Here is a 23,817-nt window from a genome sequence, read left to right as displayed (position 1 = left end):
GCCCGGATGGCGGCGGCCATCGTCTCCCGGCCGGCCCGGGCCAGCGCGGCCAGCGCGGGCGGCGGGACGGCGTAGCCGGGGTCGACCGCGATCGCCCGGCAGCCGAGCGCCCGGGCCTCGGCGACCAGCCCGGACGCGCCGCCGGGGCAGTCGAGGACCGGCCCGGGAAGGGTGCGCAGTTCACTGCGGGTGAGGCCGAACAGCCCGCAGTACTCGTCCAGCGGGCGGGAGGTGACCAGCACGGACACGGCTGCTCCTGACTCGGGGCTCGCTCGCGCACGGCGGGCGACGGGCCGTCCCAGCCGATCACGGGGTGGCGCGGGCCGCCCTCCGGCACCCGCCGAACGGGTGCTCCCGGGCGGGGAGCCGGAGGCGTACGGGCCGGGTCAGCGGCTGCCGGAGGCGTACGGGCCGGGTCAGCGGGCGCCGAGCAGGCCGCGCACGGCGAGGCGGTGCACGCTCGTCAGCCCGTGGACGATCTTCGGGGTGAGCAGTACCAGGGCGATTCCGACCACCGAGACCGCGGCGATCTGGTACGGCGAGGTGACGTAGTAGGCGTAGTACTCGCCCTTGCCGTTGGTGAACTCGACGACCCGGTAGCCGGGCCAGTCCAGGTAGCGCTCGAAGACCCAGTGGTAGGCCGGGTAGAGGGCGACGACCCAGCCGGTGACCAGGAAGACCACGGTGATCACGAAGCTGGCGATAGCCCAGGGCAGCATCAGGACCTGGTAGAGCGCGGCCCGCCAGCCGGCCGGGTCGGCCAGCCGGGCGGTGACGCCGCCCCAGAAGCCGCGCCGGCCGGACCGGAGCGGACCGGGTGCGGTCACCGGGGTGTCCAGCAGGGTGCGCACGCGCTCCCGGTCGAGGGCGCCGAGGCCACGGGAGGCGGTCAGCATCAGGGCCAGCACCGGCAGGCCGAGGGCGGTGACCACCAGGCCGAGTCCGAGCGAGAAGAGGACCACCACGAACACGAAGCCGAGGAGCGCGATCGGCAGCCCGGTGAGGACGAAGCCGACCTCGCGGTAGGTCGAGGCGCTGAACGGCGCCCGCCAGAAGGCCGGTCGCGGGGTCACGGGGTGGCTGTACGGGCTGGTGCTGGCGGTCATCTCAGGCCCCTCGAAGTCGTCCGTTCTCACGACGTCCACGATGCCGAACGGGGGCTCAGCGGAGTATCCGGTCCGCTGCCGGATCGGGGGTGGGGTTGTCCCCACCCCCGGCGGGCCACTCGTGCTCCAGCAGCGAGTACTGCATGCCGTCGAGCCAGCGGCCGGCCCGGTTCAGCTCGTGCCGGATCCGGCCCTCCAGCTGGAAACCGGCCCGGGCGAGCACCCGGGCCGAGGCGGCGTTGCCCGGGTCGGTACGGGCGGCCAGCCGGTGCAGGCCAAGGGTGTGGAAGCCGAATCCGCAGAGCAGCGTGACGATCTCGCCGGCGTACCCGTGGCCCCAGGTGTCCCGGCGCAGCGCGTACCCGAGGACGGCGGCCCGGTCGCCTTCGAGGGTGAGGGCGGCGGTGCCGACCAGGGGCGCGCCCTCGCCGTCGGCGGGCCGGGCGACGGCGAGGCGGTACTCGGTGCGGGGGCGCTGCTCGGCGGCGTCCAGGTACTGCTCGATCTGGTCGGCGCAGTCCTCCAGGTCGCGCGGCTCGAACGGCAGGTAGCGGGCGGTCTCCGGGTCTCCGAAGACGGCGTGCAGGCCGGCGACCTCCGCCTGGGTGTGGTCGAACTCGCGCAGGATCAGGCGGGGGCCGGTCAGCCGTACTGGGTCCATGTCCGCCGACCCTACCCGTCGGGGTCTGCGGCACCGGCTACGGTTTGTCCGTGAACGACGAAGACCTGCAGCTCATTCCACACACCCGCGCCGCCGACCTGATCGCTTCGGCGGCCGAGGAGGGCGTGCCCGAGGAGGCGGTGCGGACGGTGCTGGCGCTGCTGGAGCTCAGCGGTGCCCGGATGCACGACGGCTACCCGGAGTTGGGCTCGGCGCTGCTGGAGCAGCTGCTGTACGAGCGGCTCTACCTGTACGTCCAGCCCGGCGGCGACCCCTCGGCGTACGGGGCCGCGGTGCTGCTGCTGATCGAGCACCAGCGGGCGGCACGCCGGCTGAACACCAAGCGGTACGAGCGGCTGCGCGCGGAGGCCGAGTGGCAGGGCGAGGTGCTGTGCGGGCTGCTGCGGCGGGCCGACCTGGTGACCTGGCCCCGGCTGTACGCCCTGCTGCTGTGGGCGGACGGCGTGGACACCGCCGACCCGGACGCGGTGCGTGCCTGGCTGGACGCCTTCCGGGAGCTGCCGGAGCAGCAGCGCCTGGAGGCGTTCGCGGCGGTTCCGGGCCTGGACGCGGAGGAACGGGACGGCGGTTGGGGGCCGACCCGGCTGCTGATGATCGGAATGGCGACGGACGGCGCGCGGCTGCTGCTGGAGCAGGGCCTGATGCAGCGCAGCTACCGGAACCTGGCCGAGCTGACGGCGCTCGGCCGGCCGATGCCCGAGGAGCTCTCCGGGGACTTCGAGGGCTTCGAGGCGACGGTGGCCGTGGAGGCGCTGCGGCTGTACGGGGAGTGGACGGTGCCCGGCCTGCCGGCGCTGCTGGTCGAGGAGTACCCGGACCTGGCGCCGGAGCCGGGCAACGACGAGATCGAGGCGTACCTGGCGGACCAGGCGTCGGCCGTCCAGGAGCCTACGGATTGAGGCCGTGCGCCTGCATCCAGGCGAGCGGGTCGACGGGGGCGCCGCCGTCGGGGCGGACCTCCAGGTGCAGGTGCGGGCCGGTGACGTTGCCGGTGGCGCCGACCGCGCCGAGCACGGTACCGGGGGCGACCGGGCCGTCGGCGGTGGCGATCCGGGAGAGGTGGCAGTACCAGACCTCGGTGCCGTCCGGCAGGGTCTGGATGACCCGGTAGCCGTAGGCGCCGGACCAGCCGGCCGAGGTGACGGTGCCGGCGGCGACGGCGGTGACCGGGGCGCCGGTCTGCGCGGCGAAGTCGAGCCCGGTGTGCAGGTGCGACCAGTAGGAGTCGGACTGCCCGTAGTGCGCGCTCAGGGTGTAGTCGGCGACCGGCGGGGCGAGCGCGACCCGCGGGGCGTGGTCGGCCTGCTCCCGGGCTTGCACCGGGGGCCGGGCCTGGACCGAGGGCTGGGCCTGCACCTGGACCGAGGGCTGGACCTGGACCTGCTGGGCGGCGCGCTTGGCCTCGGCCTCCTGGGCGGCGGCGAGCCGGGCGGTCTCCTCGGCGCTGCTCCGGCCGTCGGCCTGCTGCTGGATCCGGGCGGCGAGGGCCAGGCCCGGGTCGGCGGCGGGCGCCTGGGCGGCGGCCGGTGCCTGGTCCTGGTCGAAGGAGTCGGCGGCGAAGACGGCGGGGGCGGGGGTGGGCGCGGGGGCGGCCTGGGCGGAGGACGCGGCGGCGAAGCCGGTGGCGCTGAGGGCCGCGGTCATCGCGGTGACGCCGAGCAGTGGCCCGCTGCTCCTGGCCTGACGGGGCATCCGGTGCCGGGCCGGGTCGGCGTTCTGGTCCACCGGGTGGACCGGGCCCACCGGGACCGGGTGGTCGAGCAGCTGGATCCCTGCGGCCGTGCCCTGGAGCGGGTGCGTCGACGCCACGGAGGCGTGCTCCTTTCCTTCCCTCTCGCCGACCGGGTTAGCTGACGGGTTCGGAGCAGGAAGGTCTCCTACGGCCTGGCCTGGGCCTGGCCGATTCACCCCAAGGAACGTGGTTCCCCGGCTCCCCGGGCCCGCCGGTGAAGGCGTGCCCGCGGATTGAGCGATGGCGCACGGTGCCGTCTGGGTACGGCGTTTCGTACCGCGCTGCGTTATCGAAAGTTAATCCTATGCGCCCCATGATTCCAAGCGCCTCGGCGGAGAGAATGCGACCCGGCCGGGCGCCCGGGGGCGGTTCGCCCGCTTTCGGGCCGACGCCCGTGACGGACTGCTACCGACCGGTTGAGTATCCGTACTCATGTGCCGGGAAAGGGACTTGGAGACCCTTTCGACATGAGCACAAAGATGCAGTCCAGGACCACGGCCGCGTACTTCGTCCAGGCCGTCATCTCCTTCGCCCTCGCCACCGCCGCCCTCGCCGCCGGGATCGCCTATCTCCCGGTGGACTCCTGGATGCGGGGTTTCCTGGCCGTCGGCCTGCTGTACGAGATCACCTCGGCGTTCACCCTGGCCAAGGTGATCCGCGACCGGCAGGAGGCCGACGAGCTGACCACCCGGGTGGACCAGGCCCGGCTGGACAAGCTGCTGGCCGAACACGACCCGTTCCGGATCGAGGGGGCCTGACTCCCGCCCCGGCCGCGCTCCGCAGCGCGGCTCAGCCGACCTCGGCGGCCTTCGCCTTCCGTGCGGCGAAGGTCTCGCCGCCGGCCGACCAGTGGGTGGCCGGGACCTCCTCGACCGCGACCCAGATCTTCTCCGGGTCCACGCCGGTGACCGTGGCGTAGGCCTCGGTCAGGGCCCGGACGATCTCGGCGTTCTGCTCGTCGCTCCGTCCGGACAGCTGCTTGACGTTGATGAAGGGCACGACGCCTCCTGGCGCTCGAACGGGCACGGGCACTGCGATCAGCCGCACGCTACCCCAGGGCAGCGGCCACCCCTTGACGGCTAAGGCTATTAGCCTTAGCTTTGGAGCTACAGGGGTTCGCCGAACCGGTCGAGCGCCCGTCGAGGAGCTCAGGAGGCAGCAATGACCAGCACCAGCACCCGGTACGTCGACGTCCCCGGCGGCCGGATCGCCTTCGACGACTCGGCCACCGGCGCCGGCCTCCCCGTCGTCCTGCTCCCCGGCATGCTCGACAAGCGCACCGCCTACCGCCAGCTGGTCCCGCTGCTGACCGCCGCCGGCCACCGGGTGATCACCATGGACCTGCGCGGCCTGGGAGAGTCCTCGACCGGCTTCACCGACCACTCCCCGGCCGCGATCGCCGAGGACGTGCTCGCCCTGCTCGACCACCTGGGCATCGAGCGGGCCGTGCTGGTCGGCAACTCCTACACCGGGGCCACGGTGGTCAGGCTGGCCGGCGACCGGCCGGAGCGGGTGGCCGGCATCGCGCTGATCGACGCCTTCATCGAGAACCTCCCGCCGAACGCCTTCCAGAAGGCCCTGGTCAAGACCCTCGGCGCGGCCGTGGTGCGGTTCCCGGCCCTGTGGGGCGCGGCGCAGCGGCTCTACTTCCCCACCGCCCGGCCCGCCGACTTCGACCAGTACCGCGCCGGGCTGGTCGCGATGCTGCGCGAGCCCGGGCGCAGGGCGGCCGTCCGCGGGTACGTCGCCGGCGACTCCGCGCCGGTCGGCTGGTCCTCCGCGGTGCGCTGCCCGGCCCTGGTGATCATGGGCGGCAAGGACCCCGACTTCCCGAAGCCGGAGGTGGTGGCGGACCGCCAGGCGGCCGCGCTGAAGGCCCGTAAGGTGATGATCGACGGCGGCGGCCACTACCCGATGGCGGGATTCCCGCAGGCCACCGCCGATGCCCTGCTCCCCTTCCTGGACGAGGTCGCCTGATGCCCCGGGTCGGACTCACCCCCGCCGCCGTCGTGGACCACGCCCTGGCCCTGCTGGACGACCAGGGCGGCGAGGCCCTCACCCTCGCCGCCGTCGCCGCCCGCGCCAAGGTCGCCACCCCCTCCCTCTACAAGCACGTCCCCGGCGGCCTGGCCGAGCTGCGCCGCCTGATAGCCGTCCGGGTCACCGAGGAGCTGGCCGACCGGCTGACCGCCGCAGTGCTCGGGCGCAGCACCGACGAGGCCGTCGAGGCGCTGGTGGCGGCCTACGTCGAGTACGCCGTGCGGCACCCCGAGCGGTACGCGGCGCTGCCGCAGGCGCCGGACGGCGCGGACCCCGACCTGGCCGCGGCGGGCGCCCGGCTGGTCGATGTGATCACGGCGGTGCTGCGCGGCTACGGCCTGGAGGGCGCGGAGGCGGTGCACGCGACCCGGACCGTACGGGCGGTGGCGCACGGCTTCGCCTCGCTGACCACCGGCGGCGGGTTCCAGGTTCCCGAGGACCTGGCGGTGACCCGGCAGCGCGTGACCGGGGTGCTGACCGAGGGGCTGCGCAACTGGCCCGGGCGGGTCTGAGGGTCCACCCGTGTCCTCCGGGCCCCGGGCGGCGTTGGGCAGGCCATGAAGAAGCGAAGCATGCTCGCCGTCGCCTCCCTCGCCGTGGGTGTGGTGGCCTCCCTGACCGCCCCCAGCGCGCACGCGGCCCCGGCCGTCGGGCAGGGCCTGACGCCCGATGCCATCACCGCCCCCGACCTCCCCGTGGACCTCGTCGGCACCGTCGCCGAGGGCAGCCCCGACGTGGACGGGCTGAACGCCCTGCCGGGGTTCCCCGTCTGAGCCGCCTCCCGATCCTCGTGGGCCACCCGGGCTTCCGGGTGGCCCGCTTGCCGTCCCGGGCCGGTACCGGTTCGGGTGGGATTCGAGACCGTTCCGTCACCGTCCACGGGTGACACTGGCGGGTACCCGAACGTTCCGTCGTTCGGCGGCCCGGCCGGCCACGCCCCGTCAGACCGGCGGTGCCGCACCGGCATCCCGGAGGACGTGGACAGATGACCAGGACCGTGCAGCCCGGCCGGAGCGCCGTCGGCCTCGTGCCCGCCCAGCGCGCCGGAGCCGGCCACGGCGAGGGCCGCCCGGCGGCCGCGTCCCCGCGGGGCCACCTGTCCCGTGCCTACGCCGTGGTCCGCGGCCTGCGCTCGATGCGGCCCGTCCCGGCGGTCGCCCAGGAGCCGTACGGCGAGTCCGACGGCCAGTAGCCGCACTCCCCGGAGCTCCCCGCACACGCACCGCCCTCGCACCGCCACCGCCCTGCAACCGGCCGGGCGTACAGGACGTCCATAAGATGTTCACATCGGACATCCGGCGGACTGAGCGGAAGGGACCGGTCGAGCCTCATGGACCTGACCTCGTCGCGCCCCGCCACCAGGACCGAGCTGCGCTGCGTCCGGCTGCTGCTGCGCTGCACCGGCGCCGCCGAACTGCTCGCCACGGTGCTCACCGAAGGGCCCGGCTGGATCACCGGCGAGGGCTCCGCCCTCTACCTGCTGGACTCCGACGGCATGCTCCGGCTGGCCGCCTCGCACGGCCTGCCGGACTGGGCCCACGAGCGCTACAACCTGGTCGACCCGACGAGCGACCTGCCCGCGGCCCTCGCCCTGCGCCGGCGCGAGACCGTCCTGCTCAGCCCCGACCGGACCCGCGGCGACCAGCCCGGCACCAACCACGGCCGCGGCACCGGGCTGGTCGCCCTCGCCGTCATGCCGCTGGTCGTGGACGGCGTCCCGATCGGCGCGCTCGCGGTGGCGCTGGCCCACCGCGGCACCGTCCCGCAGCGCGACGTGGAGACCCTGGAGACCATCGCCGAGGCCTGCGCCCACCGGCTCTCCCACCTGATCGACCACGTCCAGGCCGCGAGCCCGGTGCCCGAGGGCATCCGCACCGCCTCGTACCAGGGCGACCGGCCGCTGCTCTCGCTGGCCGTCCGGGCCGCCGGGGCGGGCGCCTTCGAACGCGACCTGGTCACCGGCGAGACCACCTGGGACAGCCGCGCCTACCAGGTCGTCGGCCTGCCCCCGCCGCCGGAGGGCGACACCGCCCCCGCGCCCGACCTCAGCCGGGTGGTGCACCCCGAGGACCTCCCCGACCTGCAGGCCGGCATGGCCGACGCGCTCGCGGCGGGCGGGCCGTACCGGCTCGACTACCGCGTCGTGCACGCCGACGGCACCATCATCCGGGTGGACGAGTCGGGCGAGGTGATGCGCGACCTGCACGGCCGCCCGGTCCGGATCGCCGGCCTGCTGACCGCCCGCGACCGGCCCGCGTACCCGGAGCGCTCCGGCCCGGAGGAGGGCGTCGAACCGTCGGCGGACGCCTCCAGGGCCGGGACCCGCTCGCTGCTGCTGCTCTCGCTGACCCGGGCGCTCTCCCGGGCCGTCACCGTCCGGGACGTCACCACCACCCTGACCGACATAGCCCGGCCGGCCCTCGGCGCGGCCAGCGTGGTGCTGGACCTGGTCGACGAGGGCCGGCTGCTGCCGGTCTCCCCGGCCGTCTACGGCGGGCCCTACCGCAGCGAGCTGAACCGGCTGCACGAGCTCTCGGCCGGCGTGATGCAGCAGTCGCTGGCCCGGGCCGTCCCGCTGTTCAGCGAGGAGGACGGGCCCGGACCGGGCGGCGGCCGGCTCACCCCCTCGGCCTGGGCGGTGCTGCCCCTGGTCGCCTCCGGGCGGCAGGTGGGATCCTGCCTGATCACCTTCGACACCGCGCGGATCTTCAGCCGCGAGGACCGCACCATGTACTCGGCCTTCGCCGGCATCCTCGCGCAGTCCCTGGAACGGGCCAGGCTCTACGACATCCACCACCACCGCGCCACCGAGCTGCAGCGGGCCATGCTGCCGCGCAGCCTGCCGCGGCTGGCCGGCATCGTCTCGACGGCCCGCTACCTGCCCGGCACCGAGGGCATGCAGATCGGCGGCGACTGGTACGACCTGCTGCGTCTACCGGACGGCGCGGTCGGCCTGGTGATCGGCGACGTCCAGGGCCACAACGCCGAGGCCAGCGCCGTGATGGGACAGCTGCGCAGCGGCCTGCGGGCGTACGCCACCGACGGGCACGACCCGGCCGCGACGCTGGCCAGGACCAGCCGGCTGCTCGCCGAGCTGGACACCGACCTGTTCGCCACCTGCCTCTACCTCACCCTGGACCCGGCCACCGGGACGCTGCGCGGCGCCCGGGCCGGCCACCCGCCGCCGATCCGGATCTCCGGCGGCTCGGCGTCCGAGCTGGAGCTGCCCGGCGGGCCGCCGCTCGGCGTCGCCCCCGGCTGGACGTACCAGCTGACCGTGCACGGCCTGGCGGTCGGCGAGACGCTGCTGACGTACACCGACGGTCTGGTCGAGGACCGCGGCGAGGACTACGACGACTCGGTGCGGCGGATGGTCGGCGGGCTGGAGCTGTGGGCCCGGCAGAGTGCCGGTGTGGGCGCCGACGGCGCCCAGGACAGCCTGGAGGGGCTAGCCGAGGCGCTCACGCTGAACGTCACCCAGCGCAACTCCCGCCCGGACGACGTCGCGCTGCTGCTCCTGCACCGAATCTCCACGGACGCGGCTACCCGCCGGTAGTCGGCCCCGGCACGATCCGGACGATCTGTTCGACGCTCGGCCGAACGCCCCCGCGGCGGCCATCGGAGTGGCGGCGGATCCGGCGCTGCGGCCGCTTCGGTGACCAGCACCGATGTGTTCACGTCAGGTAGTTCGATGATGGTGCCGACTGTGAGAGCTTGACTGATTAGGTTCAATTGACGATCGATCGGTTCACACGAACGTAGGATCATCGCCCTACAATTCGCCGCGTGACGATGACTCAGTGGTGCGGAGCAGCAGCCGGCGTCCTCGCCGTCCTCGCGTTGGTGGCAGCCGCGAGGTACCGAGCCGTCACCGTGACCCTGCGTGGCCGACTGGCCGCGCACGAAAGCGAACTCGACCGCCTGCGGGCCGCCCTGGAACGGGAGCTGGACCACCGCACCGCCGAGATCGCCGCCGTCCAGCAGGAGCAGGACCTCAACTCGGCGACCCGGCGGGCCTTCCTGAGCGTCGCCCGGCGCATCCTGGTGATGGCCCACGACCAGCAGGCCGGGCTGGACGAGATGGAACGCACCCACGACGACCCGGCCCTGCTCGACGGCCTGCTGAAGGCGGACCACGCGGCGGCCCAACAGGCCAGGCTGGCCCAGACGCTGGCCGTGCTCTGCGGCGCCCGGGCCGGCCGGCACTGGCCCGAGCCGGTGGCGCTGGAGGACGTGGTGCGCGGTGCGCAGTCCCGCATCCTGCCGTTCCAGCGGGTGGTGGTCCGCAGCCGGATCGAGACCGCCGTGGTCGGCGCCGCCGCCGAGGCGCTGATCCACGCCGTGGCCGAGCTGCTGGACAACGCGACCCGCTACTCGCCGCCCTCCACCCAGGTGTTCGTCACGCTGATGCCCGTCCACAACGGCGCGGTCGTCGAGATCGACGACTGCGGCGTGGGCATGCCCGAGCAGGCCGTCGAGAAGGCCGCCGCCGCCCTCGCCGGCGGCGGCACCCTGGAGGTCTCCCGCCTCGGCGAGGTACCGCAGCTGGGGCTGGCCGCAGTCGGCCGGCTGGCCGACCAGTACGGCTTCCGGGTCACGCTCAGCTCCGCGCCCTCGCCGTACGGCGGCGTGCGGGTGGTCGTCCTGCTGCCGAACGCGCTGCTCACCGAGCCGCTGCCGGCCGCCCTCCCCACGGCGCTGCCGGCCGGACCGCAGAGCACGCCGCCGACCGCCCTGCCGTCCGCGCCGCCGACCCTCCCGGCGGCGGTCGCGGCGCCCGCGGCACTCCCCGCCGCGGACCCGACCAGGGTCCCCGCCCAGCCCCGGGCCGCGGTCCAGCCGCCGTCCGGCGCACTCCCGCGCCGGGCCAACCGCCGGGGCGGCGAGCCCGCGCCCCGCCCGGAGCAGCCCGCGGACGCCCCCGCGCCCGCACGCTGCCCCGAGGAGGCCAAGACCTTCATGGCCCTGTTCCAGGCCGGCACCGCGAGCGGCCGGACGGCCGCCCGACAGGACCGGCCGTCCGATGCTCCCCACCCGTCCCCCGGACCGGCGGAGCCAACCCCCGAGTCCCCCCGACTTCCCCAGCGCTCCGGAGATTTCCATGACCACCAATCCTGACCTCGGCTGGCTGCTCTCGGACATCGTCGGCGTACCCGATGTCCGGCACGCCGTCGTGGTGTCCAACGACGGCCTGGAGATCGGCCGCAGCGAGAAGATCGGCCGCGACGACGCCGAACGCCTCGCCGCCGCCTGCTCCGGACTCCAGTCGCTGGCCCGGGGAGTGGCCCAGGGCTTCGGCGGCCACGGCAGCAGCACCCGGCAGATCGTCGTCGAGTACGGCGGCGGCTACCTGTTCGTGGTCGCGGCCGGGGCCGGGGCGCACCTGGCCGTGGTAACCGGCGAGGCGGTGGACGCCGGGCTGGTCGCGTACCAGATGCAGGTCCTGGTGGAGCGGATCGGCACCCACCTGACCAGTCCGCCCCGGGTCGAGCAGGCGGCCGGGGACGTCCGGTGAGCGGCCCGGTCCGGCCCTATGTGATCACCGGCGGGCGCAGCCGGACCAACCGGCCGGCCCTCGCCATCGAGAGTCTGGTCCACGCCCTGCCGGCGGCCGGACTCGACCCGGACCTGCTGGCCGGCGACCGCCTCAACCGGGAGCACCAGCGGATCCTGACGCTCTGCCACGACCTGCTGTCGGTCGCCGAGATCGCCGCCCACCTGCGACTGCCGGTCAGCGTCGTCCGGGTGCTCGTCGACGACCTCTGGGACCTCGGCGCCGTCCGGGTCCGCCCGCCCGCCCAGCAGGCCGACCGCCTGCCCACCACACTCCTCGAGGAGGTACTCGTTGGCCTCCGCCAGCTCCGCTGAGCCCGCCGTCGGCACGGCCGAGCCGTCCTACCTGCCCGCCACCGTCCAGGGCGCCGTGAAGATCCTGGTGACCGGCCCGTTCGGGGTCGGCAAGACCACGCTGGTCGGCGCGCTCAGCGAGATCACACCGCTGCGCACCGAGGAGGTCATGACCACGGCCGGCGTCGGCGTGGACGACCTCACCGGGCGGCCCGACAAGACCACCACCACCGTGGCGCTGGACTTCGGCCGGATCACGCTCAACCCGCAGCTCGCGCTGTACCTCTTCGGCACCCCCGGCCAGCAGCGGTTCTGGCCGCTCTGGGAGGACCTCTCGCGCGGCGCGCTCGGGGCTATCGCCCTGGTGGACGCCCGCCGCCTGGACGAGAGCTTCGACGTCCTGGGGCAGCTGGAGGAGCAGCGGATCCCGTTCGCGGTCGCCGTCAACGTCTTCCCCGATTCCCCCGAGCACCCGGAGGACGACCTGCGGGTGGCGCTCGACCTGCTGCCGGACGTGCCGATCCTGCGCTGCGACGCCCGCGACCGGCAGGCCGCCTACGACGTCCTGATCGACTTCGTGGACCACCTGCTCTCCACCGCCGTACTGGAGCTCCAGCGATGACGACACCCGAGCCCGAGGCGCCGGCCGTACCGCCGCCCGGCTGCCCGATGCACGCCGCCGGCGGCCCGTCGGCCGGGCCGGCCCAGCTGTACGGCGCCTCCGTCTCCGACGACCCGCACGGCCTGTACGCGCGGCTGCGCGAGCAGCACGGGCCGGTCGCACCGATCGAGCTGGAGCCGGGCGTCGAGGCCTGGCTCGTGCTCGGCTACCCCGAGCTGCTCGAACTGACCCGCAACGAGCAGCTGTTCTCCAAGGACTCGCGGCGCTGGCGGGTACCGGCCGAGGGCCGGCTGAAGCCGGACTCCCGGCTGCTGCCGATGACCTCCTGGCGGCCCACCCTGCTCAACCTGGACGGCGCCGAGCACCAGCGGCTGCGCGGGGCGGTCGCCCAGACCCTCGGCCGGATCGACCACCGCCAGCTGCGCGAGACCACCGAGGCCGCGGCCAACAGCCTGATCGACAGCTGGGGACCGGACGGCACCGCCGACCTGATCGCCCAGTACGCGCGCCGGCTGCCGCTGCTGGTCTTCACCCAACTGCTTGGTCTGCCGGCCGAGATGGGACCGCACCTGATCGAGCTGATCAGCCACTTCGTGGACAGCAGCGAGAAGTCCGTGCGGGCCAACGCCGAGTTCCAGGCCATCCTGACCGACCTGGTCCGGCGCCGCCGGGCCGAGCCGGGCGCGGACCTGACCTCCTGGCTGCTGGCCCACCAGGCCGCGATGACCGACGAGGAGGCCCTGCACCACCTGGTGGTGATCCTGGTCGCCGGCAACGAGACCACCATCAACTGGACCGGCAACACGCTGCGGCTGCTGCTCACCGACCGGCGCTTCCGCTCCACCCTCGCCGGCGGGCGGCTCACCGTCGCCGACGCCCTGGAGGAGGTGCTCTGGCGGGACCCGCCGACGCAGAACTTCCCCGGCCGCTGGGCCACCGGTGACACCGTGCTCGGCGGCCAGTACATCAGCGCCGGCGACATGCTGGTGCTCGGCCTGGCGGCGGCCAACGCCGACCCCTCGGTGCACGCCGGCGACAACATCGCCGGGAACCGGGCGCACCTGGCCTGGGGGGCCGGCCGGCACGTCTGCCCGGCCCAGCACCCGGCGCGACTGATCGTCGAGACCGCGCTGGAGACCCTGCTGCACCGCCTGCCCGACCTCCAGCTGGCCGTCCCCGCCAACGAGCTGGCCTGGCGGCCGTCCCCCTGGTCGCGCGCCCTGGTCTCCCTGCCGGTGCTGTACAGCGCCTTCACCCCGCCCCGAGCCGCCGCACCCGAAAGGCCGTCATGGACACCGCCGACACCCTCACTCCCGTCACCCTCGACGCCTTCGGACGCGACCAGCACGGAGAGAACGGCCGACTCCGGGAAGCCGGCCCGGCGGTCCTGGTGGAACTCCCTGGCGGGGTGGTGGTCTGGGCGATAACCCACCACGACACCCTGCAGGAACTGCTCGCCGACCCGCGGGTCGGCAAGAACCCGCAGCTGTGGAACACCTTCCGGGAGGGCCGGCTGCCCAGGGGCTGGCCGCTGCTCAACTTCGTCACCGTCCCCGGCATGATCACCGTGGACGGGGCCGACCACCGGCGGCTGCGGGCGCTGGTCACCCAGGCGTTCACCCCGCGCCGGATCGCCGAACTGGCACCGGCCGTGGAGGCCCGCAGCAACCGGCTGCTGGACGCGGTGGCCGGGCTGGAGGGCGACTTCGACCTGCGGGAGCACTTCGCCTACCCGCTGCCGATGCAGGTGATCGGCGAACTGCTCGGCCTGGCCGTCGAGCAGCAGGACCGGCTGCACGAGCTGTCCGACACCCTGGTCAGCAGCTCGGCCACGCCCGAGGCGGCGCTCGCCGCCCAGCAGGGCCTGTTCGCCCTGCTCGCCTCGGTGGTCGCGGCCAAGCGGGCCGAGCCCGGCGACGATCTGACCACCGACCTGATCTCGGCCCGCGAGGCGGACGACCGGCTCACCGAGCAGGAGCTGGTCGGCACCCTGCTGCTGATGCTGGTCGCCGGTCACGAGACCACGCTCAACCTGATCACCAACGCGGTACGCGCCCTGCTGGCCGCCCCGGACCAGCTGCAGCTGGTGCTGTCCGGCGCCCGGCCGTGGTCGGCGGTGGTCGAGGAGACCCTGCGCTACGACTCCCCGGTCGGGCAGTTCCCGCTGCGGTACGCGGCGCAGGACATCCAGGTCGGCGGGGTGCTGATCCGGCGGGGTGAGGCGCTGCTCGCCTCCTACGCCTCGGCCGGCCGGGACGAGCACCACTACCCGGACGCCGACCGCTTCGACCTGAACCGGCAGCCCGCCAAGCACCTCTCGCTCGGCCACGGCCCGCACTTCTGCCTCGGTGCCGGACTGGCCAGGCTGGAGGCCGAGACGGCGCTGCGCGGCCTGTTCACCCGCTTCCCCGGGCTCACCCTGGCGAAGGACGGCCCGGCGCCGGAGCCGATCGCGTCCTTCGTCAGCAACAGCGTCCGCACCCTGCACGTGCGCACGGGCTGACGCTCCCCGGGCGGCCCGGGGGGGGCGTCCCCGGGCCGCCGGCTGCCGCCGTCCGTGGCCGTGGCCGATACCCCGGGGGCCGGGGCTCGTTGGGCAGGGCATGACGAAGACCCCGGTGCTCGCCGTACTCTCCCTGGCCGCGCTCGCGGCGGCCGCCGCTCCCGCGCAGGCGGACCAGGTCCGCGACTACGCGCAGGGGGCGACCGCCGGGGAGGTCTGCCACCAGGAGCTGGCCCAGTACCCGGTGGTCGGGCCGGCCGCCGAGCACACCACCGGGGTCTGCGGGACGGTCGGCCGGGTGCTGGACCACCCACCGGTGTCGGTGGCCTGAAGCGCCCTCAGCTCTCGAACAGCGCGTTCATCTCGTCGAAGCCCAGCCCGTCCGCCAGCGCGTGGTAGCTGCCCTCGGCGTACACCTCACGGGCGGCGCGCCGCACCGCCGCGTAGGCGGCCTTGGCCAGACCCGGGCCGAGGCTGATCCGGCCCACGCCCAGGGCGGCGAGCTCCGCGACCGTCGGGGCCCCGGGCCCCGCCATCACGTTGAGCGGCACCGGCAGCGCCTTCACCAGGGCGGCGACGGTGGCGGGGTCGTCGACGCCGGGGACGAAGATGCCGTCCGCGCCGGCCTCCACATAGGCGCGGGCCCGGGTCAGCGCCTCGTCCAGGCGGCCGGCCGGGTCGCCGACGCCGAGCAGGAAGACGTCCGTCCGGGCGTTGAGGAACAGCGGGACCCCGGCCCGGTCGGCGGCCCGGCGGGCGGCCGCGATCCGCTCGGCCGCGTCGGCCGCCGGACGCAGCGCGCCCGGGCCGGACCAGCCGTCCTCCAGGTTGACGCCGACCGCGCCGGTGGCGAGCAGCCCGGTGACGGTCTCCCCGACGCCGTCGGCGGTGTCGGCGAAGCCGTGCTCCAGGTCGGCGGTGACCGGGAGGTCCACGGCCGAGGCGATCAGCGCGGTCTGGGCCAGTGCGCGGGCCCGGTCGAGCCGGCGGCCGTCCGGCACGCCGAGGGTCCAGGAGACGCTGGCGCTGGCGGTGGCGATCGCGGGGGCGCCGGCCTCGGCCACCAGGCGGGCGCTCGCCGCGTCCCAGACGTTGGCGAGCACCAGCGGCGCGCCGGGGCGGTGCAGGGAGTGGAGGAGCTTCGCCTTGTCGTGCTGCGTGGTCATGGTGACAACCTGCCATTCGGAGGGCGGGGCGGACCGGCGGATTTCGGACGTCGACCGTCCGGCCGGCTCCGGGCCCCGGAGCCGGGGCCCGGTGCGGCCGCGGCGCGGGGTCAGGCCTGCTTGGGGGCCGGGCTCATCCGGGAGGTGATGGCGATCCGGTTCCAGGAGTTGATGGTGATGATCAGGGCGATCAGCTGGGCCAGCTCCTGCTGGTCGAACAGCTTGGCCGCCGCGTCGTAGACCGCGTCCGGGACATGCCCGTCCGTCACCAGGGTGACGGACTCGGTGAGGGCCAGCGCGGCCCGCTCCCGCGCGGTGAACCACGGGGTCTCGCGCCAGGCCGGCAGCGAGTAGATGCGGTGCTCCTGCTCGCCCAGCTTGCGGGCGTCGACGGCGTGCATGTCGAGGCAGAACGCACAGCCGTTGACCTGCGAGGCCCGGATCTTCACCAGCTCCGCGAGGATCGGGTCGAGCCCGGCCGTGGCGGCCCGGTCCAGCTTGATCATCGCGCGGTAGAACTCGGCGGCCTGCTCGGGCAGCGAGATCCGCTGGACGGGCGCCGGGACAGCGGCGTCGGAGACGGGGGCGGCGGAGGCGGAGGCGTGCTCGTTCGTCGTCATGCGCTCCACCCTAGGTGTCGGGTGGACCGGTACTGTGGTTCATTTGACTCATGGAATCCTGGGCCACTTTCGGTGGCGACCTGCACCTCGACCTGTCCGCCGGCCGGGCGCGCGGACTCGGCCTGCGGGCCGCCCTGGAGGACGCGCTGCGCTCCGCCGTCCGGGACGGCCGGCTCACCGCCGGCACCCGGCTGCTCTCCTCCCGGGCGCTGGCCGCCGACCTCGGGATCGCCCGCAACACCGTCGCGGAGGCGTACACCCAGCTCAGCGCCGAAGGCTGGCTGACCTCCCGCCAGGGCTCCGGCACGATGGTGGCCGAACGCGGCACCCCGCCCGCCGCGGCCCCGCCGCCGGGGGTCCGGCCGAAGCCCGCCGTACGGCACGACCTGATGCCCGGCAGCCCCGACCTGTCCCGCTTCCCCCGGGCCGCCTGGCTGGCGGCGACCCGCCGGGCCCTGGCCGGCGCCCCGCACGAGGCCTTCGGGCTCGGCGACCCGCGCGGCCGGATCGAGCTGCGCCGGGCGCTGGCCGACTACCTGGCCCGGGTCCGGGGCGTGCGCACCGACCCGGAGCGGCTGCTGGTCTGTTCCGGGTACACCCAGGGGCTCGGGCTGGTCTGCCGGGCCCTGCACGAGGAGGGAGTCCGCACCCTCGCCGTGGAGGAGTACGGGCTGCCGCCCCAGCGGGCGGTGATCGACGCGGCCGGCCTCGCCACCGTCGCCCTGCCGCTCGACGAGGGCGGCGCCCGCACCGAGGCGCTGCTCGGCTCACCGGCCGGGGCGGCGGTGCTGACCCCGGCGCACCAGTTCCCGACCGGCGTCGCCCTGCGGGCCTCCCGCCGGGCGACGGCGGTCGCCTGGGCGCGGGCCACCGGCGGGATCCTGATCGAGGACGACTACGACGGCGAGTTCCGCTACGACCGCCAACCCCTGGGCGCCATGCAGGCCCTGGACCCGGACCGGGTGGTGTACGCCGGGACGGCCGCGAAGAGCCTCGCCCCCGGTCTGCGGCTCGGCTGGCTGGCCCTGCCGTCCCGGCTGGTCGAACCGGTGATGCGTCAGAAACGGCTGGCCGACGGGCAGTCGGGCGCCCTGGAGCAGCTCACCCTGGCCGAGCTGATCACCTCCGGCGACTACGACCGGCACATCCGGCGCAGCCGGCTGCAGTACCGCAAGCGCCGCGACCAACTGATCGCGGTGCTGGCCGAGCGCGCACCCGAGGTGCGGGTGACCGGCCTGTCCGCCGGTCTGAGCGCCGTGCTCGAACTCCCGCCCGGCTCGCTCGGCGAACAGGACCTGCTGCGGCAGGCGCAGTGGCTGGGCATCTCGCTGAGCGTCCTGTCCTGGTGCCGGGCACCGTCGGTCGAGCCCGCTCCGGACGCCAGGTCCGCGCTGGTGGTCGGGTACGGAACGCCGTCCGACCGCGCGTTCCCGGCGGCACTGGACGCGCTGTGCACGCTGGTCCGGCTCTGAGGCGGGCGCGCGGGGCCAGGCCGGCGACCTGACATTCCCGGCGGCCGGGCGGAATTTCCCCGCGGGCACGGCACTTTGAAGCGGCTACCCGGGTCGGGTGGCCCGGTGCACGAGGAGGGGAATCCATCATGACCATCGCCGTCATCGGAACCGGAAAGATCGGCAGCACCCTGGCACGGGCGTTCAGCGCGGCGGGGCTGGAGACCGTACTCGGCTCGCGGAACCCGGACGGGTCGGCGGACGGCCCGGTGAAGGTCACCACCGTGGCCGAGGCGCTGGCCGGCGCGGACACCGTGGTGCTGGCCCGGCCGGGGACGGCCGTGGACGAGTTCCTGGCCGAGCACGGCGCCGCACTGGACGGCAGGCTGCTGGTCGACGCGGCCAACCGGCTGGAGGCGGCGGTGCAGCACAGCGCCGCCCAGGTCGCCGAGCACGCGCCCGGTGCCCGGTACGCGCGGGCGTTCAGCAGCCAGGGCGTCGAGGTGTTCGCCGAGCCGGTCATCGACGGCGTGGTCTGCGACCACCTGTTCTCGGTGGCGGAGGAGGACCGGGCGGCCGTGGAGCGGCTGATCTCGGCGGTCGGCCTGCGGCCGGTCTACCTGGGGCCGGACCAGTACGACCTGGTGGACCACGCGCTGTGGATCTGGTTCCGGCTCGCGGTCGCCCAGGGGAACGGGCGGCACTCCGGGTTCCGGCTGCTCACGGACCGCGCCGGCGGCTGACCGCCGAGGGCCGACGGCTGACGGACCGGCTGAGGGAGCTCACCGGCCGTCCGCCGCCGTCCCGATCCCGTCAGCGCCCCCGCTGCCCGATCTCGAACAGCAGGATCACGAACCCCGCGAACACATGGGTCGCCACCATGTAGATGGTCGCCCGGATCCACACCCGGCGGTCGGTCCGCCGTCCGGCGTCGGTGGTGAGTCTGCTCATGGCCGTCCTTCCGACTACTGGATGAGCCCGCTCGGTCAGAGTCGGGGCGAGTCACCGAGGCAGAGCTCGCCACCCGGGCTCTGCAGCAGGGTGTGCAGGAAGAGGAGTTCGACCCCGTCGGGCGAGTCGGCGGCGATGCAGTGCGGGGTCAGGGAGTCGAAGTGGGCGGAGTCGCCCTCGTCCAGCAGGTGGACCGTCTCGCCGAGGGTCAGCCGCAGCCGGCCCCGGGTCACGTACAACCACTCCTCGCCGGGGTGCACCCGGACGACGGCGTCCTGGAGGCTCGGCGGCACCTGGACGTGCAGGGCCTGCATCGCCCGGCCGGGGGCGCCGGCCCGCCGGTACCCCCAGCCGCCCACCCGGTCGGGTTCGACGGCGGCGCCGCGGATCACCGGGTCCGGCTCTCCGGGCTGCTCGCCGAGCAGCCCGGAGACCGTCGTCCCGTAGGCGCGGGCCAGTCCGAGCAGGACCGGCAGCGAGGGCTGGCGCCGTCCCGTCTCCAGCCGTGACACGTAGGCTGGGGAGAGCCCGACCCGGGCGGCGGCCGTCTCCAGGGTGAGCCGGCCGGCCAGCCGGTGTTCGCGCAACCGGGCTCCGAGGCCCGCGACCTCCTGGTCGTCTGTCATGCGTCCAGTCCACACCCCGCACTGCCTCCAAGGCAAGAAACTTGCCCCAGAGGCAAACCGGCAGCTCAGCCGACCAGCACCCGGCCTTCGACCGGCTCCGACCGTTCCTGCGCCCCCGGGGCCGCCGCCTCCGGCACCCGCCGCGGCAGCGCCGCCATCAGCGCGAAGACCACCAGCAGCCCGCCGGCCACCCACCACAGCGAGCGGGTGAACGCGTCCACCACGGTCTGTCCGACCGGCGCACCGTCGTCCACCACCGAGAAGAACGCCACCGAGCTGAGCCCCAGACCGAACGCCACCCCGAGCTGCTGGGTGGTGTTGATCAGCCCGGAGGCGGATCCGGCGTGCTCCGTCGGTACCTGGGAGAGCACCGAGTCGGTGAGCGGCGCCACGATCAGGCCCATCCCCACGCCCATCAGCACCAGCGGCGCCGTCATCTGCCAGAAGCCGATGCCGGTGCCGTAGTGGGCGGACAGTCCCAGGTGGAGCAGCACACCGGCGGCCATCACGAGTGCGCCGGCCTGCAGCACTTTCCGCCCGTACCTCGGGACCAGCTTCTGCACCGAGAGCCCGGCCGCCGCCGAGACCGCGAGCGAGAACGGGACACCGCCCAGGCCCGACCGCAGCGGGCTCCAGCCGAGGCCCAACTGCAGGTAGAGGGTCCAGACCAGGAAGAAGATGCCCGAGACCACACCGAAGGTCAGCTGCACGCCGATGCCGGCCGCGAAGCTGCGGACCCGGAACAGCGACAGTTCCACCAGCGGCGAGCCGTCCCGCGCCGCCTTGCGGCGCTCGTACCGGACGAACAGGGCGAGCACCGGCAGGCTGCCCGCCATCAGCCCGAACCCCCACAGCGGCCAGCCCAGTTCGCGGCCCTGGGTGAGCGGGTAGAGCAGCATCAGCAGGCCTCCCGTGGCCAGCGCCATGCCCACCAGGTCGAGCCGCAGGGCCCGCGGGGCCCGGGATTCGATGATGAACCGGCGGCCCAGCAGCAGTCCGGCCAGTCCCACCGGCAGGTTGACCAGGAAGATCGGCCGCCAGCCGAGCCCGAAGAGGTCCCACTCGGTGAGCAGGGCGCCCAGCAACGGGCCGAGTACCGCGCCCAGCCCCACCATCGCGCCGAACAGTCCGAAGACCTTGCCGCGCTCGTGGGCGGGGAAGCCGGCGTGGATGATCGACAGCACCTGCGGCACCATCAGCGCGGCCGTCGCGCCCTGCAGGATCCGCGCGCCCACCAGCGCCTCGGCGCCGGGCGCCAGGCCGCAGAGCGCCGAGGCCGCCGTGAAGCCGGCGATGCCCAGCAGGAACAGCCGCCTGCGTCCGTGGATGTCGCCGAGCCGGCCGCCGGTGATCAGTCCCACCGCGAAGGCCAGGGCGTAGCCGGCGGTGATCCACTGGAGCGCGCCGAACGAGGCGCCGGTGTCCCGCTGGATGCTCGGCATGGCGATGTTGACGATGGTGACGTCGACCAGGTCCATCAGGCTGGCGGTCATCACCACCGCGAGCGCGAACCAGCGCCGGCGGTCACCGGGGGCCCCGGTCTCGGGCCCGTCCTCCCGGAGTGTCTGTGGCGTCATCGGCATGCTCCTACGTCGTGGGGTCGGTCGGGGGGCGGCGGGATCCGACGGGGCCGGTCGTGGCCCGCCGCACGTCCTCGCGCTTCCCGGTCGACGTTAGGGGCCGTGCAGGCCAGATCCTGTCCTAGTTCTCCGCCATGCTGGGGCCCATGACCGACACCCCGGCCCGGCTGCTCACCCTGCTCTCGCTGCTGCAGACCCCGCGCGAATGGCCCGGCAGCGAACTGGCCGAACGCCTGCGCGTCAGCTCCCGCACGATCCGCCGGGACATCGAGCGGCTGCGCGACCTCGGCTACCCGGTGCAGGCCGGCAAGGGGGTGCTGGGCGGCTACCGGCTGGCGGCGGGCACGGCGATGCCCCCGCTGCTGCTGGACGACGAGGAGGCGGTGGCCATCGCCGTCGGGCTCCGCACGGCGGCCGGGCACGCGGTGGACGGCATCGAGGAGTCCTCGGTCCGGGCGCTGGCCAAGCTGGTCCAGGTGCTGCCCGCCCGGCTGCGCCACCGGGTGGCCGCGATCGAGGCCGCCACCGTCCCGCTGCTGTTCGGCGACGGCCCCGGGATCGACCCCGAGGACCTGGCCCTGCTGGCCTCCGCGGTGGCCGCCCACGAGCGGGTGCGGTTCGGGTACCGGGCGGGGGACGGCGCCGAGAGCAGCCGCCGGGTGGAGCCGCACCGGCTGGTCTGCACCGGCCACCGCTGGTACCTGGTCGGCTGGGACCGGGACCGCGCGGACTGGCGGCTCTTCCGGGTCGACCGGCTCGACGCGCCCGAGCGCACCGGCGTGCGCTTCGAGCCACGCGAGCTGCCGGGCGGGGACGCGGCCGCGTACGTCGCCGAGAAGCTGGCCGGCCGGGACCGGCCGTACCGGGCGGTGGTCACCGTGCACGCCCCCGCCGACGAGGTGGCCCGCCGGCTCGGCCGGGTGGCGGGCGAGGTCGAGCCGCTGGACGGGCACAGCTGCCGGCTGCAGACCGGCGGTGCCGGGTCGATGGAGTGGCTGGCCCTGCGACTGGCCATGCTGGGGTGCGAGTTCGAGGTGCACGAGCCCCCGGAGCTGGCCGCGTACCTGCGCGCACTGGGGGCCCGGGCGTCCCGCGCCGCAGGCTGAACCGGCCTACGGACGGGGGATGTTGCGCAGGTTGCTACGGGCCAGGTCGATCATCCGGCCGACCCCGCCGGAGAGCACGGTCTTCCCGGCGGCCAGCGCGAATCCCTTGAGCTGGGCCGCGGTGATGTGCGGCGGGATGGACAGCGCGTTGGGGTCGGTCACCACGTCGACGACCGCCGGGCCGGGGCGCTCCAGCGCCTCCCGCAGCACGTCCGCGACGGCGGCCGGGTCGGTCACCCGCTTGGCCGGGATGCCGCAGGCGCGGGCGATCGCGGCGTAGTCCACGTCGCCGTTGTCGGTCTCGGCCTCCGGGTAGCCGCTGACCAGCATCTCCAGTTTGATCATGCCGAGCGCGCCGTTGTTGAAGACGACGGTCTTCACCGGCAGCCGGTACTTGGCCACCGTGAGCAGCTCGCCGAGCAGCATACCGATCCCGCCGTCCCCGGACAGCGAGACCACCTGCCTGCCGGGGAAGGCGAGTTGGGCCCCGATCGCGTGCGGAAGCGCGTTGGCCATCGAGCCGTGCAGGAAGGAGCCGATCACCCGGCGCTTGCCGTTCGGGGTCAGGTAGCGGGCGGCCCAGACGTTGTTCATCCCCGTGTCGACGGTGAACACCGCGTCCTCGGCGGCCAGTTCGTCCAGGGCGGCGGCGACGTACTCGGGGTGGATCGGCCGGTGGTGCTCGATGTCCCGGGTGTACGCGCCGACCACGCTCTCCAGCGCCTTGCAGTGCTTGTCGAGCATCGCGTCCAGGAAGGACCGGTCGCGCTTCTGCTCCAGCAGCGGCAGCACGGCCCGCAGGGTGGCCGCGACGTCGCCGTGCACGGCGAGCTCCAGCGGGGTCCGGCGCCCGAGCCGGGTGGCGTCGTGGTCCACCTGGACGGTACGGGCCTGCGGGAGGAAGGAGTCGTACGGGAAGTCCGTGCCCAGCAGCAGCACCAGGTCGGCCTCGTGCAGGGCCTCGTGGCAGGCCCCGTAGCCGAGCAGACCGCTCATGCCCACGTCGTACGGGTTGTCGTACTGGATCCACTCCTTGCCGCGCAGCGAGTGGCCGATCGGCGCCAGGACGGTCGCGGCCAGCTTCATCACCTCCTCGTGCGCGCCGCGGGTGCCCGCGCCGGCGAACACCGCGACCCTGGCCGCCGCGTTGAGCGCCTCGGCGAGCGCCTGGACCTGGGACCAGGGCGGGGCGGCGACCGCCTGTTCGGTGAGGAAGGCGCTCGTGCCGGTGGGGCCGGCGGCGGGCAGCGCCGCGACGTCGCCGGGGAAGACCAGCACGGACACCCCGGGCGCGCCGAGCGCGTGCTGCACCGCGACCCGCAGCAGCCGGGGCAGCTGGGCCGGGGCGGAGACCAGCTCGCAGAAGGCGCTGCAGTCGGTGAAGACCCGCTCCGGGTGGGTCTCCTGGAAGAAGCCGGTGCCGATCTGGGCGGACGGGATGTGCGAGGCCAGCGCCAGGACCGGGACACCGCTGCGCTGGGCGTCGTAGAGGCCCTGGATCAGGTGGGTGTTGCCGGGGCCGCAGGAGCCGGCGCAGACCGCGAGCCGGCCGGTCAGCTCGGCTTCCGCGGCCGCGGCGAAGGCCCCCGCCTCCTCGTTGCGCACGTGCACCCAGGAGATGCCCTCGGCCCGCCGGATCGCGTCCACCACCGGGTTGAGGCTGTCGCCCACCACCCCGTAGACCCGCTCCACGCCCGCCTGCCGGAGCACCTCCACCATCTGCTCGGCCACACTGCCCACGGGGCACCTCGTCTCGCTCGCCCGGCCCGTCCCTGCAGCACCATG

General features: G+C 74.6%; 27 protein-coding genes and 1 riboswitch. Of the genes, 17 read left to right on the top strand and 10 right to left on the bottom strand.

Going from position 1 to position 23,817, the window contains the following annotated elements:
* Positions 1 to 416 precede the first annotated feature (416 nt).
* Together OG871_RS21065 and OG871_RS21060 are read right to left on the bottom strand one after the other, a co-directional pair.
* On the bottom strand, positions 417 to 1,106 hold the full coding sequence (locus tag OG871_RS21065; protein ID WP_371498520.1) for a sensor domain-containing protein: 690 nt from the start codon (positions 1,104 to 1,106) through the stop codon (positions 417 to 419).
* Positions 1,107 to 1,161: 55 nt separating this feature from the next.
* Positions 1,162 to 1,767, bottom strand: coding sequence for a GNAT family N-acetyltransferase (locus OG871_RS21060; protein WP_371498519.1), 606 nt, complete (start codon positions 1,765 to 1,767; stop codon positions 1,162 to 1,164).
* Between the two features lie 50 nt (positions 1,768 to 1,817).
* Between OG871_RS21060 and OG871_RS21055 the strand changes: the two genes are divergently transcribed.
* Positions 1,818 to 2,687: a hypothetical protein gene (locus OG871_RS21055; RefSeq protein WP_371498518.1), complete on the top strand. Its 870-nt coding sequence runs from the start codon at positions 1,818 to 1,820 to the stop codon at positions 2,685 to 2,687.
* On the opposite strand, the gene OG871_RS21050 is transcribed toward OG871_RS21055, so the two are convergent.
* On the bottom strand, positions 2,677 to 3,597 hold the full coding sequence (locus OG871_RS21050) for a M23 family metallopeptidase (protein ID WP_371498517.1): 921 nt from the start codon (positions 3,595 to 3,597) through the stop codon (positions 2,677 to 2,679). The two genes, OG871_RS21055 and OG871_RS21050, sit on opposite strands and share 11 nt — an antisense overlap.
* An 11-nt stretch (positions 3,598 to 3,608) precedes the next feature.
* A riboswitch (cyclic di-AMP (ydaO/yuaA leader) is annotated at positions 3,609 to 3,770 on the bottom strand.
* Positions 3,771 to 3,987: 217 nt separating this feature from the next.
* Here OG871_RS21050 and OG871_RS21045 point away from each other — a divergent pair.
* On the top strand, positions 3,988 to 4,278 hold the full coding sequence (locus OG871_RS21045) for a YiaA/YiaB family inner membrane protein (protein ID WP_371498516.1): 291 nt from the start codon (positions 3,988 to 3,990) through the stop codon (positions 4,276 to 4,278).
* Between the two features lie 31 nt (positions 4,279 to 4,309).
* On the opposite strand, the gene OG871_RS21040 is transcribed toward OG871_RS21045, so the two are convergent.
* Positions 4,310 to 4,519, bottom strand: a complete 210-nt coding sequence (locus tag OG871_RS21040; RefSeq protein WP_371498515.1) for a 4-oxalocrotonate tautomerase family protein — start codon at positions 4,517 to 4,519, stop codon at positions 4,310 to 4,312.
* Positions 4,520 to 4,681: 162 nt separating this feature from the next.
* Between OG871_RS21040 and OG871_RS21035 the strand changes: the two genes are divergently transcribed.
* The 12 genes from OG871_RS21035 to OG871_RS20980 all read left to right on the top strand — a co-directional run bounded on the left by OG871_RS21035 (position 4,682) and on the right by OG871_RS20980 (position 14,863).
* Complete coding sequence (locus OG871_RS21035) at positions 4,682 to 5,497, top strand: alpha/beta fold hydrolase (protein WP_371498514.1); 816 nt, start codon at positions 4,682 to 4,684, stop codon at positions 5,495 to 5,497.
* Positions 5,497 to 6,072, top strand: a complete 576-nt coding sequence (locus OG871_RS21030; protein WP_371498513.1) for a TetR/AcrR family transcriptional regulator — start codon at positions 5,497 to 5,499, stop codon at positions 6,070 to 6,072. The genes OG871_RS21035 and OG871_RS21030 overlap by 1 nt, the downstream gene beginning before the upstream one ends.
* 45 nt (positions 6,073 to 6,117) lie before the next feature.
* Positions 6,118 to 6,333, top strand: a complete 216-nt coding sequence (locus OG871_RS21025) for a hypothetical protein (protein ID WP_371498512.1) — start codon at positions 6,118 to 6,120, stop codon at positions 6,331 to 6,333.
* Positions 6,334 to 6,545: 212 nt separating this feature from the next.
* Positions 6,546 to 6,752, top strand: a complete 207-nt coding sequence (locus tag OG871_RS21020) for a hypothetical protein (RefSeq protein WP_371498511.1) — start codon at positions 6,546 to 6,548, stop codon at positions 6,750 to 6,752.
* Between the two features lie 138 nt (positions 6,753 to 6,890).
* Complete coding sequence (locus OG871_RS21015; protein WP_371498510.1) at positions 6,891 to 9,116, top strand: SpoIIE family protein phosphatase; 2,226 nt, start codon at positions 6,891 to 6,893, stop codon at positions 9,114 to 9,116.
* Positions 9,117 to 9,352: 236 nt separating this feature from the next.
* On the top strand, positions 9,353 to 10,678 hold the full coding sequence (locus tag OG871_RS21010) for an ATP-binding protein (RefSeq protein ID WP_371503370.1): 1,326 nt from the start codon (positions 9,353 to 9,355) through the stop codon (positions 10,676 to 10,678).
* On the top strand, positions 10,662 to 11,075 hold the full coding sequence (locus OG871_RS21005; protein WP_371498509.1) for a roadblock/LC7 domain-containing protein: 414 nt from the start codon (positions 10,662 to 10,664) through the stop codon (positions 11,073 to 11,075). The genes OG871_RS21010 and OG871_RS21005 overlap by 17 nt, the downstream gene beginning before the upstream one ends.
* Positions 11,072 to 11,428 (top strand): DUF742 domain-containing protein, encoded by a 357-nt coding sequence (locus tag OG871_RS21000; protein ID WP_371498508.1) that lies wholly within the window; start codon positions 11,072 to 11,074, stop codon positions 11,426 to 11,428. Before OG871_RS21005 ends, OG871_RS21000 begins: the two co-directional genes overlap by 4 nt.
* A complete protein-coding gene (locus OG871_RS20995; RefSeq protein WP_371498507.1) occupies positions 11,406 to 12,029 on the top strand; it encodes an ATP/GTP-binding protein in 624 nt (207 codons plus the stop codon). The genes OG871_RS21000 and OG871_RS20995 overlap by 23 nt, the downstream gene beginning before the upstream one ends.
* Complete coding sequence (locus tag OG871_RS20990; RefSeq protein WP_371498506.1) at positions 12,026 to 13,456, top strand: cytochrome P450; 1,431 nt, start codon at positions 12,026 to 12,028, stop codon at positions 13,454 to 13,456. The genes OG871_RS20995 and OG871_RS20990 overlap by 4 nt, the downstream gene beginning before the upstream one ends.
* On the top strand, positions 13,420 to 14,532 hold the full coding sequence (locus tag OG871_RS20985) for a cytochrome P450 (protein ID WP_371498505.1): 1,113 nt from the start codon (positions 13,420 to 13,422) through the stop codon (positions 14,530 to 14,532). The genes OG871_RS20990 and OG871_RS20985 overlap by 37 nt, the downstream gene beginning before the upstream one ends.
* Positions 14,533 to 14,632: 100 nt before the next feature.
* Positions 14,633 to 14,863 carry a hypothetical protein gene (locus tag OG871_RS20980; protein WP_371498504.1) on the top strand — a complete coding sequence of 77 codons (231 nt, stop codon included), beginning with the start codon at positions 14,633 to 14,635 and terminating at the stop codon, positions 14,861 to 14,863.
* A 7-nt stretch (positions 14,864 to 14,870) separates the two neighbouring features.
* On the opposite strand, the gene OG871_RS20975 is transcribed toward OG871_RS20980, so the two are convergent.
* Positions 14,871 to 15,698: an isocitrate lyase/phosphoenolpyruvate mutase family protein gene (locus tag OG871_RS20975; protein ID WP_371498503.1), complete on the bottom strand. Its 828-nt coding sequence runs from the start codon at positions 15,696 to 15,698 to the stop codon at positions 14,871 to 14,873.
* 110 nt (positions 15,699 to 15,808) lie between these two features.
* On the bottom strand, positions 15,809 to 16,318 hold the full coding sequence (locus tag OG871_RS20970; RefSeq protein ID WP_371498502.1) for a carboxymuconolactone decarboxylase family protein: 510 nt from the start codon (positions 16,316 to 16,318) through the stop codon (positions 15,809 to 15,811).
* A gap of 50 nt (positions 16,319 to 16,368) precedes the next feature.
* Here OG871_RS20970 and OG871_RS20965 point away from each other — a divergent pair, with 50 nt between their 5' ends.
* Together OG871_RS20965 and OG871_RS20960 are read left to right on the top strand one after the other, a co-directional pair.
* On the top strand, positions 16,369 to 17,790 hold the full coding sequence (locus OG871_RS20965) for a PLP-dependent aminotransferase family protein (RefSeq protein WP_371498501.1): 1,422 nt from the start codon (positions 16,369 to 16,371) through the stop codon (positions 17,788 to 17,790).
* Between the two features lie 128 nt (positions 17,791 to 17,918).
* The gene (locus tag OG871_RS20960; protein ID WP_371498500.1) at positions 17,919 to 18,512 is read left to right on the top strand and encodes an NADPH-dependent F420 reductase; all 594 of its coding nucleotides are present in this window, start codon (positions 17,919 to 17,921) and stop codon (positions 18,510 to 18,512) included.
* Positions 18,513 to 18,582: 70 nt separating this feature from the next.
* Here OG871_RS20960 and OG871_RS20955 read toward each other — a convergent pair whose 3' ends face one another.
* From OG871_RS20955 to OG871_RS20945, 3 genes are all read right to left on the bottom strand, one after another.
* A complete protein-coding gene (locus OG871_RS20955) occupies positions 18,583 to 18,720 on the bottom strand; it encodes a DUF6126 family protein (protein ID WP_371498499.1) in 138 nt (45 codons plus the stop codon).
* 35 nt (positions 18,721 to 18,755) lie between these two features.
* The gene (locus OG871_RS20950) at positions 18,756 to 19,346 is read right to left on the bottom strand and encodes a helix-turn-helix domain-containing protein (protein ID WP_371498498.1); all 591 of its coding nucleotides are present in this window, start codon (positions 19,344 to 19,346) and stop codon (positions 18,756 to 18,758) included.
* 65 nt (positions 19,347 to 19,411) lie between these two features.
* Positions 19,412 to 20,929 (bottom strand): MFS transporter, encoded by a 1,518-nt coding sequence (locus tag OG871_RS20945; protein WP_371498497.1) that lies wholly within the window; start codon positions 20,927 to 20,929, stop codon positions 19,412 to 19,414.
* 143 nt (positions 20,930 to 21,072) lie between these two features.
* Between OG871_RS20945 and OG871_RS20940 the strand changes: the two genes are divergently transcribed.
* The gene (locus OG871_RS20940) at positions 21,073 to 22,032 is read left to right on the top strand and encodes a helix-turn-helix transcriptional regulator (protein WP_371498496.1); all 960 of its coding nucleotides are present in this window, start codon (positions 21,073 to 21,075) and stop codon (positions 22,030 to 22,032) included.
* A 6-nt stretch (positions 22,033 to 22,038) separates the two neighbouring features.
* Here the strand turns inward: OG871_RS20940 and OG871_RS20935 are convergent, their stop codons facing one another.
* Positions 22,039 to 23,772: a pyruvate dehydrogenase gene (locus OG871_RS20935; RefSeq protein ID WP_371498495.1), complete on the bottom strand. Its 1,734-nt coding sequence runs from the start codon at positions 23,770 to 23,772 to the stop codon at positions 22,039 to 22,041.
* Between the last annotated feature and the right edge of the window lie 45 nt (positions 23,773 to 23,817).

This window comes from Kitasatospora sp. NBC_00374, from assembly GCF_041434935.1.
Taxonomy (GTDB): Bacteria; Actinomycetota; Actinomycetes; order Streptomycetales; family Streptomycetaceae; genus Kitasatospora.
The sequence above is the reverse complement of the archived record's forward strand: the minus strand, read 5'-3'. Positions and strand labels throughout refer to the sequence as shown.

Coding starts and splice junctions, on each gene's coding strand:
- OG871_RS21025 (WP_371498512.1), top strand. CDS start 6,118: ATGAAGAAGCGAAGCATGCTCGCCGTCGCCTCCCTCGCCGTGGGTGTG.
- OG871_RS21010 (WP_371503370.1), top strand. CDS start 9,353: ATGACTCAGTGGTGCGGAGCAGCAGCCGGCGTCCTCGCCGTCCTCGCG.
- OG871_RS20940 (WP_371498496.1), top strand. CDS start 21,073: ATGACCGACACCCCGGCCCGGCTGCTCACCCTGCTCTCGCTGCTGCAG.
- OG871_RS20970 (WP_371498502.1), bottom strand. CDS start 16,318: ATGACGACGAACGAGCACGCCTCCGCCTCCGCCGCCCCCGTCTCCGAC.
- OG871_RS21005 (WP_371498509.1), top strand. CDS start 10,662: ATGACCACCAATCCTGACCTCGGCTGGCTGCTCTCGGACATCGTCGGC.
- OG871_RS21065 (WP_371498520.1), bottom strand. CDS start 1,106: ATGACCGCCAGCACCAGCCCGTACAGCCACCCCGTGACCCCGCGACCG.
- OG871_RS21020 (WP_371498511.1), top strand. CDS start 6,546: ATGACCAGGACCGTGCAGCCCGGCCGGAGCGCCGTCGGCCTCGTGCCC.
- OG871_RS20950 (WP_371498498.1), bottom strand. CDS start 19,346: ATGACAGACGACCAGGAGGTCGCGGGCCTCGGAGCCCGGTTGCGCGAA.
- OG871_RS20955 (WP_371498499.1), bottom strand. CDS start 18,720: ATGAGCAGACTCACCACCGACGCCGGACGGCGGACCGACCGCCGGGTG.
- OG871_RS21035 (WP_371498514.1), top strand. CDS start 4,682: ATGACCAGCACCAGCACCCGGTACGTCGACGTCCCCGGCGGCCGGATC.
- OG871_RS21060 (WP_371498519.1), bottom strand. CDS start 1,767: ATGGACCCAGTACGGCTGACCGGCCCCCGCCTGATCCTGCGCGAGTTC.
- OG871_RS20945 (WP_371498497.1), bottom strand. CDS start 20,929: ATGCCGATGACGCCACAGACACTCCGGGAGGACGGGCCCGAGACCGGG.
- OG871_RS20975 (WP_371498503.1), bottom strand. CDS start 15,698: ATGACCACGCAGCACGACAAGGCGAAGCTCCTCCACTCCCTGCACCGC.
- OG871_RS20960 (WP_371498500.1), top strand. CDS start 17,919: ATGACCATCGCCGTCATCGGAACCGGAAAGATCGGCAGCACCCTGGCA.
- OG871_RS21015 (WP_371498510.1), top strand. CDS start 6,891: ATGGACCTGACCTCGTCGCGCCCCGCCACCAGGACCGAGCTGCGCTGC.
- OG871_RS20980 (WP_371498504.1), top strand. CDS start 14,633: ATGACGAAGACCCCGGTGCTCGCCGTACTCTCCCTGGCCGCGCTCGCG.
- OG871_RS21030 (WP_371498513.1), top strand. CDS start 5,497: ATGCCCCGGGTCGGACTCACCCCCGCCGCCGTCGTGGACCACGCCCTG.
- OG871_RS20990 (WP_371498506.1), top strand. CDS start 12,026: ATGACGACACCCGAGCCCGAGGCGCCGGCCGTACCGCCGCCCGGCTGC.
- OG871_RS21045 (WP_371498516.1), top strand. CDS start 3,988: ATGAGCACAAAGATGCAGTCCAGGACCACGGCCGCGTACTTCGTCCAG.
- OG871_RS20965 (WP_371498501.1), top strand. CDS start 16,369: ATGGAATCCTGGGCCACTTTCGGTGGCGACCTGCACCTCGACCTGTCC.